This is a genomic window from Arenibacter sp. F20364 (genome assembly GCF_023015905.1).
GTDB lineage: Bacteria > Bacteroidota > Bacteroidia > Flavobacteriales > Flavobacteriaceae > Arenibacter.
Map to the genome: position 1 here is coordinate 1 of NZ_JALKBD010000061.1, position 11,725 is coordinate 11,725.

The window sequence follows — 11,725 nt, forward strand, 5'->3', positions numbered from 1 at the left end:
GTCACCTTTTCTCCCGACTCAAATGTCCCTTGCTTAGGGCTAATAGTTCCTCCTTCTACAGGTAATACATCTCCTGTAAAGTCATAAACGGTAATTTCATCTTTTTTGGAGCAAGATCCAATCAAAAACAGGAAAAGTGGGATTATGATAATTAAGGTAGATAATGTTTTTTTCATTGCACGTTTGGTTAAATAGGTTATTAAACTACAATTCAATAAAAAAGTATTCTATTGGCGTAGCGAATTATAATAGTTCGAATTTAGAGCAAAATTGGTAAGAAGACTATTAACTTCGATGTAATTCAAACAATACGGTATAAACGGTAATTCTTGAAAATTTATCAATTATTTAGATTGATTTGGATTATCATTATTGTTTACAATTAAAAATAATTGTTAATACAGTAAACCGTTTCGTAAATGATTTTAAAATAATAAATGCATATTAGGGAGTTTACCTGAATTTTTTCAAATTCATAACCCGGAGGTCACGAGTTCAACTGTCTTTCTCGCTACCAATATAATAAGTGACCCAAGAGTTTATAGTCTTGGGGTTTTTACTCGATAATCGAGATTAAAATGCTCCGACGCTTGCTTGCCCGTTCCTTTCAGGCGGGCGTCGAAATGTTATTAGTAGTTTCCTTCTGATGCCTCAAGGGCTTGCCCTGAGGTAATTGACTTCTGTACAAAATTTGGCATTTTACTTTCATAATCATACATTCTCTTCCAAAATACCTGACACTACACTTATATCACTGACTTTTCTGTTTAATTGGTTCTACCCGCAGTATATCGTTGGGATTAATCCATTATTATTATTTCAAAAAATGTTTGGATGATCCTAATTAAGTTCCTTGTAGGTCAGTATCGTAAACCAGATGCTCAAAAACGACTCCTGTATGTTTAAATTTATTTTCTATTTTTTTCCGATGCTACATGCTCCAAAGCCGGTATTATAGGAAAAATACTGGTCCTGCCAAAGCTCCACCACTTGAGTCTATTACCTAATGAATGGAAAAATTGCAGATTGGCACACAAAAAGTATTTATTGCTCGCATAAGGCTTAAGCTTAAATATAACCGTGTTTTGTGCAATGGCAGAAAAATTTATATTGGTCCGAAAGTTATATTGGAAGCACCCATAATCTGCATTCGGCTAAATATAGTAAGTCAATTGGTATAGCAATAAACAATAAGGTGCCTCCAAATACCAAAGTATTTTAACGACACCTTATTAAACCAAACAAACTATATGAACGCCTTAGGGCTCCATAATACCGAAGGTAACCTTGGCATTGACACGATACTCTGAAATATGATTATCGTTGACCGTTACCTGCATATCTTTAATATAGACGGACTTGATATTCTTTACTGTCTTTGATGCCTCATCGATGATATTTTGCACGGCATCTTCAAAACTCTCGCTAGAGTTTCCTAATAATTCTATTACTTTTAATACTGACATATCTTCTTATTTTGTAGTGATTGTTAATTGATTAAAAGGCTAGCCACCAATTAAATAAAATTACCTTCCTCATCTAGCTTTACCCTAATAGTCTGATCGCCATTTTCCAATTTGATCTTGTATTTTTTAGTCACGCCTTTATCTTCATGATAATATACCCGATAGACATCTTTGGTTACTGTCCATTCTGGAAACCGATCTGCAATGGCAGCCCGAACCGATGGAGGTAGCCCGACATCCTTGAACCGTTCCGCCGTTCTAATAAGCTTACCATCTTTATCATAAGCGGCAAGTATTAGGCCGTCAGGTATATAAAAATTGATGTTGTAAGTATCATAATCATCTTGATAGTACTCCGAATCCTTTAGATTGAATGCAGCTACTTTACGTTCCAACATTTCCACCGGTACAGGGGCAGGCTCTTCCGAAACCAAACTGTGCAGATACTTATAATTGGTCGCATAGACTATAACTTCCGATAGTTCTTCCGTTTTTATGATTTGCGCGAAAGATTGGGCGGTCAACCCTAAGACAAATAGACCTAGCATTATACTTTTCATGACTCCTAAATTTTTAGTTAATATTTCAATAAGTGTCCCGATAATCCTTTCTGGGGTTTATCTGGTCAAAACTAAAAGGAAAGTTGTGTGCTTACAATGACTTGGATCAGTCAGTTCCATGGTATAAATTTTGCTCATCAACATAAAATATGATGTTAAAAAGGATGCTAGTCTTAAAAACCTTCCGTTCATTACCTTGGGTTCAATGGAACTAATTTTTAGAGGTCTAGAGCAATTTAAAAGCAATCAAAGCATACATGAAGAAACTTCTTTTGTTTCAAGGGCACATCGATGCTTAATAACGGCTTTAACGTCCACATCATAATCCTCAAAACAATTACCGTACAGTTGGGTTACCAATTTAGTTTCTTTAAAATCATCAATATAAATGTTACAACATTTAACAAGGTGCCGATGTATTTCAGAACTTCACATAATCTTTTTTAGGCTGATACAACTGTATTCGTAAACAACTACGGCAAGCATAGAACAAATAATTTAATCACAATAGAAAAGAGCAACACCAATAAATCTGAGAAAACGAAAAGGATTACCCCTGCTCCAATATAGTGCATCTTTAGAAAAGCCTGTACAAAAAAGAACATAGCCCTAAAGATCAAAAGCACAATTGGTTCACAATTTAACGTGGTACGAAAGGGCATTTATATCCATAAAGATTAAGGGGGTCTAGTTAATTTAAGACACAATCAGGACTCCAGCCCAAAGGCATAATACTGTTTGCCCGGCATATCTTCATATACCCCTTCGAGCATCACCCCGCCTTTTTTCTTTGCCAGAGCACCCACTAAATCCTTTATATTGGTTATTTTTTCACCATCGACATGGGTAATAATAAATCCGGCACGCACTTGTGTTTTTTGCCGCAATACCCCCGGATACAAATTGACTATCCTGACTCCGCCGTCCAAATTCAACTTTTGGGCGGATTCTTTGTTAATAGTTTCAAAATCCGCACCTAGAAAATTAAGTATTTCCACATTCTCCTTTTTGGAAATATCCGTAGTGCCCTTTACATTTTGAAGGGTCACTTCAAACTCCCTTTCCTTCCCTTTCCTGTTCACGACCACCGATAATTTGTCACCAGGTCTATGCTGTCCTATGATTTCCTGTAATCTAGGCGAGGTAGAGACATCTATTCCGTCTACTTTGACGATAACGTCCCCCGCTTCAATTCCCGCCTTTTGGGCCGCACTATCTTCGCCGACCGTTTCTACCCAAACACCTTTTAAGAAGTCGATTTTCTTCTCTTTTGCCAAACTACCGTTCATCGTAATAATAGTTACACCCAGGATACCTCGCTGTACGCTCCCATATTTTAAAAGATCAGCTATTACTTTGGTAACCAGGTTACTAGGTATAGCAAAACCATATCCGGTATAACTTCCGGTTCGGGTAGCAATGGCCGTGTTGATACCTACAATTTTACCATCAAGGTCTACCAAGGCACCCCCGCTATTTCCGGGATTGATGGCCGCATCGGTCTGTATAAAGCTCTCAATGGCCAATTTCTCAGGATTGATGTTGATATTTCGAGCTTTGGCGCTTACGATTCCTGCCGTAACCGTAGAGTTCAGACTATAAGGGTTACCTACGGCCAATACCCATTGCCCGATTTCAACATCATCGGAATCGACAAACGACAAGGCCTTTAAATTTTCACCCTTTACCTGTAATAATGCTAGATCTGTGGCGGGGTCCGCACCTTTTACTACAGCCTTATATGTTTGGTTGTTGTGCAGTGTAACTTCCAATTCCGTGGCATTATTGATAACATGGTTGTTGGTCACAATGTGGCCATTCTCATCGATAATAACACCTGAGCCTGAACCGTACATTGGTTGCTGCGGCATATTTTCTGGCATTTGAAAACGATCGCCAAAAAATTCCCTGAATAAATCAGGTAATTGTTGTGGTTGCGTATCTTGATCTGCCCCGCCTGCACTTTGTATAGATCGAATATGCACTACGCCATCCAAGACTTTTTTGGCAGTATCGGTAAAATCAACAGGTCCTCCCTTAAAATCCTTGTTGTGCTTTTCTATGGATTCATCCGTATCCCTTCTCTCAGCGTAAAACTGAATTTTTTCACTTTCCGTGCTTCCCCCAATGTCGTTCACATCCTTACAAGATGTTATCAACATGTACATCAAAATTATTAATACCGCGCTTAAACTGAGTTTTATGATTTTCATGACTTTTATGTTTAATGATATTGTGATACCTAATTTATATACCCTTTTTTAAATGCTTACACTCCTTAACACTTGTGAGATGAGTTCTTCTTTCCCTAGTGCTATATGGGGTTCCGATTGCTTCTCGTAGTTGCTCTATAGCTTCGGCCCCTATTTGCATTATTTTCTTCGTGGTACTGGCGTATGTTATCGCTCCTATATCCTTTTACCCGTTCGTATCTTGAACGCCTCAGATCTAAATTGCGATAGCGTGGAGGTACAAGCTTTCGTCTAACCCAAACGCCCCCATCCAAATAAAGATAGGTACGTGACGAGAGGTAATAATAAAAATGATATTCCGGAAAATAGACATAACGCACAACTTCTAAACGGTTCGGGTAGAACCACGGCGGTGGTGGCTCGATGAACCCTGTAGTCATTACCATTGGGCCACAGCTTGCCAATGGTAATAGAATTACAGCCATGATAAATAGCACTGCTGAACCGAATACTTCCTTTGTCTTGATTTCCAATATTTTACAAATCCTAAGACAAAATAAAGGGACATTAATAATCCTTGAAATGACCTACATCATTTTGCGCCTTTTTTGGTGTGAAACAACTTTGAAAAAAATCCAGGAAGATCGGGAAAGATTTTTGTCTCAATCCAAAGTTGCGATTGACGATACCAAAACCGAAATAGTATCACTGCCTGAAAAAATCAAATAAATGGGTAAAAAAGTGGAAGGATTAAAAGTCAGTATAAGGCTTCATTCCCTTGAGCAAAAATCTTAAAGAAAAATTACTTGAACACAACCTTATAATCGAGAAAGACCTGGTCGATTTTGGTGAAACTCCCCGGAGGTCACGAGTTCAACTCTCGTTCTCGCTACAAGATTTGAGTTTATATAAATCAACGGATTGGTTACTGCAAATCCATTTTTTTATGCCTTCAATTGTGGTGTTTTTGTCCAAAATGTCCTTAGAAAGGGCAGCCTGCCTACAAAATAGAAAAAAACACTCATTAATATGAGTAACCTTTGCACTAGCTTATAATTTCCGATGTAGTGAACTAAAGAAGCCTATTTAAAGCTTTATTGATTTTCCCATCTGTACGATGTTCCTTTTTTTAGGGGAAGGCCTTAAAACAAGGGATTCCATTTAAAGAATTATGGTCCATTTTATCAGAAAATAATTCCTGTAGCCGTAATTTGGCAACTATCCAAAATTTGGAAGGAGCATAATTTTAATACATTAAACTTTAAAAAACTGAATTAGATAGGCAATCAAAATGCTTACCATGAGCCCAATATTGACCTTTGCAAAGTCTTTGATTATTAATCGGTAAGTGTTTTTCATTTCCTTTTTATGCAAAAGGTAGCTGATGGCAATTTCCCTACCAGCCAAAATTCCTATAAAAGTCCAGGTGGTACTCATAGGAACATTATTGAGTGAAGTGAAGAAGTACAACAACAAACCATAGCAGGCATCTATGATGGTAGCTGACCGAATATGTTGGGTGTTCGATTTTTGATTGACGATTTCTTGTATCTTGCCCCCCTTTACACGGAATATATAAGCCATGATCAAAAGGATGACCCCAAGGGATACAAGAAGTTCGTTTACTCCCAATTGTCGGGGTAAAAAGACATAGATGTTGGCAAAATCCTGTATTAGCCATTGAGACCACAAAAAACCGGTAGAAAACCATTGTGCTACCAGCCAGTATCTCCTTTGCTTCTTTTTGTCCATCAAACGAATGGATGCTTTGGATTCAAATTTCCTCGATATCACAAGATATAGGACCAATGCAGCCACAAAGGCCAAAGAGTAACCAAAGATAGATTTAAGAATCATTTTCTCAATAAGCTGTCCGGAGGAGAATATGCTCAGTATCATAAATGTAGTACTGACCGGAATACCGATTCGGGTAATGATCAATAAAGAAATGGGAGCCAAAAGATACCACCATGGCAGAGGATCGGGCAAGGGAATTTCGGACAACCTACCATAAGATACATCCCCTGTATTCGCGTACCAACCATAAAGAATGGTTGCCGTAAGTATGAATCCAGCGAATGCCCAAAGATACCACCATTTTATTTTGGTGTTCGAAGCTATAAACGTCCCTAAGGTCTGTATAACATCGTTTGCAATAACTGCATAGGCAGCGATTAAAAACCCAGCATAGAGTATTAGTTGATCCATCGAAAACGATATTTACTTATAATAGATAAAAATTTTAAACCGAGCAAAATTAGTTTATATTCTGAGCCACAGATCGGATTTTGGTAAAATAATATGCCGTGATTTTTAACCTCAGAACAGCAGACATTTTATGTGTTTCTTATCGGTTTTTAGAACCCATTATTTAGTTCATTAATCTTTAGCTGTTATTTACAGGTATCCATAAACCTTTGGTTTCTGTATGGGCTAATTTTGCTTAAATATCCAAATACCCAGAAATCGTACTTGATCCAATAAAACCGGTCGGAAAATATATTGCTGCCGATAGGGAGAACTATGTCCAAAAAGTGACAAAAACAATAGATCTTGGCCATCTCTATACAGGACAATACCAGGTCTTCCATATTTCCCTCCAAAAACCCGATCAGAAAAAGAAAACTGGTTTCCCAATAAACAAAAAGCCTTAACTTGGGACATCATAAATTGGATTCAATCCCTATGGCATTGCAAGCGCAGAAACGACATCTCATAGTTCAACGGCGGATTAAATCAAACTTCGCCCTTGGCTTACATGATTTAATCCTATAATGATGTAGGTCATTTTCTTTGTTCTTTTGGGAAACTATATTTGTTTTTGGAAACGGTGATGATGATAAATCAATTTTTCATTTTAAAACAACAGCTTATGTCTGGTAAAATCAAAAAATTTGGGAAACTGTCAAATTATCTACTGGTGTTCATCTTATTATGTGGGGTCTTGCCCATAGTTAGTTGCAATGAACAAGCGCGCGGATTTGCATTACCCGAAGGCGACATTGAAAAAGGAAAAGTGACCTATAAGCGGTTGGCCTGTAATGAATGTCATAGTATTTCAGGAATCGACTGGAAAGGTGAAAGTGATAGTCTCAACATAGCTCTTGGCGGGAAAGTTACTATTCAGAAATCGTATGGAGAATTGGTCTCTTCAGTGATCAATCCTTCGCATAAAATCGCACGGCGCTACAAAAAACAAGCCGTTACCGAAGAAGAGCTTTCAAAGATGAAAAATTACAATGAAGCTATGACCGTTCAGGAGCTGGTTGATTTGGTTACTTTTCTTCAATCGGAATATGACATAAAATCTCCACTAACAGATTACTACCCTTATTATTGAGCAGCCTATGAGTCCATAAATAGCCCAAAAGGACCTATATTGGGCGATTAACTCTCTTCAAATAGAAATAACCGCAGCTAAACGTGATGCGGTTTGAAAGGTTAAGGGCGTATCCTTTAGAAAAATATTTTCCCTTTTTAACAGATAGATTAACTTTATTCCGTCGTACCACGATTTTAAAGAAATATGAGCAATAAAGATAAAGAGCATTTCCAAGAGAACAGTCCCTTTTATTTCCCTTTAGAAGTTACCCCAAGGAAAGGGCGACTACCAATATCACGGGAAGACTATGAAAACAAGCCCAGTGGTGACATCTTTGGCAAAATACAGGATGCCGGGATGAGGTGGAATCATAAAGATGTAAATCAGTCAGAATTCCTTATAATGAGTACTGCAGGAGGATTAAAGAACGGAGAAGAGACGCTGGCACTTGGCATGCACTCAGGTCATTTTGAATTGGGAGATGCCGCAAAAGTGGCTGCAAGCGCTTTCAAAAGTCGCTCTACAAAACCCTATTATGTATCAGTATCCGACCCTTGTGATGGACGTACCCAAGGTACTACAGGCATGATGAATTCCTTGGCCTATCGTAATCATGCCGCCACAGTTTTAGGAGACTTAAGACGCTCTTTGCCCAATCGCAAAGGGGTAATGGGCATAGCTACTTGTGACAAAGGCCTACCTGCGATGATGATGGCATTGGCAAATGAAGCTGATCTACCAACGATTATCATGCCCGGTGGAGTGACATTGATCGCCAAAGGAATCAAAGATTTGGGTTCGGTACAATCCTTGCCATCGCTTGTTTCCCATAGAGAAATATCATTGGCAGAGGCCCAATCCCAAGGATGTGCTTCTTGTGGGACACCAGGTGGAGGTTGTCATTTTTTGGGAACGGCAGCCACCTCCCAAGTCGTAGCAGAAGCCTTGGGAATGGCATTGCCACATTCGGCACTAGCGCCTTCCGGAGGGAAGATTTGGTATGCCCTTGCTGAAGATTCGGCCCTTGCCCTAGTTAATTTGGCAGAAAACAATATATATACCAGTCAGATCATCACACAAGATGCCGTGTACAATGCTATGGTCGTACATGCAGCTTTTGGCGGATCCACTAATCTCTTACTTCATATTCCTGCTATAGCCCATGCAGGGGGATTAAAGATGCCTACCCGGGAAGAATGGGAGAATATCAACCGACAAACGCCTCGATTGGTCAATGTGCTCCCAGCAGGGAAATATTCCACGGCACACGTATATGCAGCCGGCGGAGTACCAGAGGTAATGTTACATTTGCGAAAATTAGGTCTGCTGAAAGAAGACTGCCTCACAGTTACGGGCAAAACACTGGGCGAAAATTTGGATGTCTGGGAGCAGGGTGGCAAAATGTACGCTTGGGAAGCTGAAAATAAAAGAGATAGACGTAAACAAGTACGATTTAACCTCCAGACATTTAATCCTGATGCACATCCTGATAAAGTGATACTATCACCTGAAGCAGCGAAGAAGGCCAACATGAAAAGCACCTTGACTTTCCCCACTGGAAATTTGGCACCAGAAGGAGCGCTGATCAAAAGCGGTGCAATTGCTCCAGAAATGATCGATGATAGCGGCATATATTATAAAAAAGGATCCGCTAAAGTATTTGTCACAGAAGCAGATGCCATTAAGGCAATTAATCACGGAGAAGTAAAGCCAGGTCATATTATAATATTGATGGGGACAGGGCCAAGTGGTACAGGAATGGAAGAAACCTTCCAAATCACGGGCGCTCTGAAACAATTATCCTTTGGGAAAGAGATAGCCCTGATTACCGATGGACGTTTTTCCGGCGTTTCTACAGGAGCATGTATAGGACATGTTGGTCCTGAGGCTCTCGTAGGAGGACCTATTGGAAAGGTTCAGGATGGAGATATCATTGAAATCAGAATTGATTGCGATAATCTAAGTGGAAGTATAAACCTTATAGCCTCACACAGCGATCCCAATATCGAGTTAAGCGAGACCGACATAGCAGAATTGTTTTCAAATAGATTGCCACATCCACAACTGCGACCCCATCCAGAATTGCCCAATGATATTAAAATTTGGGCAGCGACACAGAGCGGCATATGGCAAGGATGTGTACAGGATGCCGATCGGATTTTGAAGATTGTGAAAGCAGGCATTGAAGCTTTAAAATAAGAAATAGTACATAATAATAAGTATGGACCCATATCTGCTCCTACCCTGCAGGGGCAGCGACATACTATAATTCGTTGTGTTACTAAAAGTCAAAAAGGGCATCCGGGAAGCCATCTAAATAGAGGGTTTCAAAAATCCAAGCAAGAATTCACAACCCTGGGATCAGGAGTTCAACTGTTGTTCTCGCTGCAAAACATAAGATTATAAAAATCAACGGATTGCTTACTGCCAATCCGTTTCTTTATACTTTCTATTTCCTTAGAAACAACTTTCTCTATAAGGGCGTTATCAGAAAATGTGCTAATAATCTCTATACATACAGCAATTGGATGAAGAAAATTTACAAGGAATCCTATATTCTACTACAGCAAAGCCTTTTTGATCATACTTAATAAAATTATCCAGTATAATGTTCTATTATTGGTTCTTTACCAAACGTACGCTAATAGCAAATGTTCCCGCTGGATTTGTAAACCTAAAGCATGATGGACTCGCAGCTTCAATTTTTCTTCTGAAAATATTTCCACCCCCTGCATCCGTGTTTACCCACAAATACGTTCTGTTGTTTATAGAGCTGTAAGCGCCGTCATCTCTGTAACCTGCCATTGGGAAATTCAATCCTGACGATCCTCCCGATTTCATTTGTGTACCTTGGTCTGTCCCTCTTGGTGTTGATTCGCCAGTAATATTGAGATCACTTGCGGGCATTCCTAATTCAGTTTCCAAAGTTTTCCATTCATCATCCGTTGGCAAGTGCCATCCTGTAGGAATAGCAGCTTGTACAAAGGCCCATTCATATAGACGGCCATAGTCTGCATCGTTGGATGTATTATCGTCGTAACTGTATGATCCTGAAGAATTGAAGACTAAATTCTCCGTCATCCAAACTTGGGATCCAATTTTAATTGTTCCATAAACATGACTATCCCTGTTATCTGTGAATGATCCAGTGAATGAAGACTCAAAACTTCTAACTTCACCTGTAGTCACGAATGTAGTTGATTTTGCATCTACACGTAAATAGTAGATGGTTCCCAATTCAAGTTCCGTTGAAGTGAAGGATAGACTGGTTTGATTTGGACTCACTAAATCTAAGTTTGCTGAATTCGTTCCTAAATAGACATCATAAGTAATGGCGTCTCCTTCGGCATCCGTGGATGCCAACCAACTAATTGAAATAGGTGTATTCACATTTGTTGCGTTATGCGCTGGTGCCTGGTCCAAGATTACTGCCGAAGGAGCTGAGTCGGTCTGTGTGGCAGAACAGCCATTGGAATCTACGGTTTCACCTGATTGTGTTCCAGGACATAAATCAATATCATCTGTAACCCCATCGCTATCAGAGTCTTTTTGACTACCTGAGCATCCTTGAGCATCTACAGTTTCTCCTGTTGGTGTATTTGGACACTGATCTAACTCATCATTAACAGTGTCCCCATCAGAATCAGTTTGGGTAGAAGAGCATCCATTCGAGTTCACTGCTTCTCCCGAAGGGGTATTTTGACATTGGTCTAGATTATCCGTTACCCCATCTCCATCCGTGTCCTTTTGACTATCAGAACAACCTTCATTATCAACCGTTTCTCCAGAAGGGGTATCTGGACACTGATCCAGCTCATCAATAACAGAATCTCCATCAGAATCTGTTTGAGACGAAGAACAACCGTTGCTATCAACGGGCTCGCCTTGCGGAGTTCCGGGACACAGATCTAAATTGTTCAGAATACCATCACCATCCAAATCTTGCTGATTTTGCGCACAACCTTTATCATCAACGGTCAGCCCTTCATCTGTGTCCGGGCATTCATCCAGATCATCGGTAATACCATCAAGGTCAGTATCTCTTTGGCTAAGAGAACAACCGGCTTCATTCACTGTTTCGCCCTCCGGTGTATCTGCACATTGGTCTAGATCATCTGTTACTCCATCTCCATCAGAATCTTCTTGACTTTCCGCACAGCCATCCACATTTACGGTTTCCCCGGC

General features: G+C 39.6%; 8 protein-coding genes. 3 read left to right on the top strand and 5 right to left on the bottom strand.

What is annotated here, in order from left to right; genetic code table 11:
* Positions 1 to 1,259 precede the first annotated feature (1,259 nt).
* From MWU84_RS23105 to MWU84_RS23115, 3 genes are all read right to left on the bottom strand, one after another.
* Positions 1,260 to 1,466, bottom strand: coding sequence for a dodecin family protein (locus MWU84_RS23105; protein ID WP_246906338.1), 207 nt, complete (start codon positions 1,464 to 1,466; stop codon positions 1,260 to 1,262).
* A 50-nt stretch (positions 1,467 to 1,516) separates the two neighbouring features.
* The gene (locus MWU84_RS23110; protein WP_246906339.1) at positions 1,517 to 2,026 is read right to left on the bottom strand and encodes a nicotinate-nucleotide adenylyltransferase; all 510 of its coding nucleotides are present in this window, start codon (positions 2,024 to 2,026) and stop codon (positions 1,517 to 1,519) included.
* A 707-nt stretch (positions 2,027 to 2,733) separates the two neighbouring features.
* On the bottom strand, positions 2,734 to 4,239 hold the full coding sequence (locus MWU84_RS23115) for a Do family serine endopeptidase (protein WP_246906340.1): 1,506 nt from the start codon (positions 4,237 to 4,239) through the stop codon (positions 2,734 to 2,736).
* A 462-nt stretch (positions 4,240 to 4,701) separates the two neighbouring features.
* Between MWU84_RS23115 and MWU84_RS23120 the strand changes: the two genes are divergently transcribed.
* Positions 4,702 to 4,947, top strand: coding sequence for a hypothetical protein (locus MWU84_RS23120; protein ID WP_246906341.1), 246 nt, complete (start codon positions 4,702 to 4,704; stop codon positions 4,945 to 4,947).
* 525 nt (positions 4,948 to 5,472) lie between these two features.
* Here MWU84_RS23120 and MWU84_RS23125 read toward each other — a convergent pair.
* The gene (locus MWU84_RS23125; protein WP_246906342.1) at positions 5,473 to 6,426 is read right to left on the bottom strand and encodes a hypothetical protein; all 954 of its coding nucleotides are present in this window, start codon (positions 6,424 to 6,426) and stop codon (positions 5,473 to 5,475) included.
* Between the two features lie 664 nt (positions 6,427 to 7,090).
* Here MWU84_RS23125 and MWU84_RS23130 point away from each other — a divergent pair.
* Both MWU84_RS23130 and MWU84_RS23135 read left to right on the top strand, forming a co-directional pair.
* Complete coding sequence (locus MWU84_RS23130; protein ID WP_246906343.1) at positions 7,091 to 7,558, top strand: c-type cytochrome; 468 nt, start codon at positions 7,091 to 7,093, stop codon at positions 7,556 to 7,558.
* 186 nt (positions 7,559 to 7,744) lie between these two features.
* On the top strand, positions 7,745 to 9,739 hold the full coding sequence (locus MWU84_RS23135) for a YjhG/YagF family D-xylonate dehydratase (RefSeq protein WP_246906344.1): 1,995 nt from the start codon (positions 7,745 to 7,747) through the stop codon (positions 9,737 to 9,739).
* Between the two features lie 417 nt (positions 9,740 to 10,156).
* On the opposite strand, the gene MWU84_RS23140 is transcribed toward MWU84_RS23135, so the two are convergent.
* On the bottom strand, positions 10,157 to 11,725 hold a 1,569-nt coding region (locus MWU84_RS23140), incomplete at its 5' end, for an FISUMP domain-containing protein (protein ID WP_281502614.1).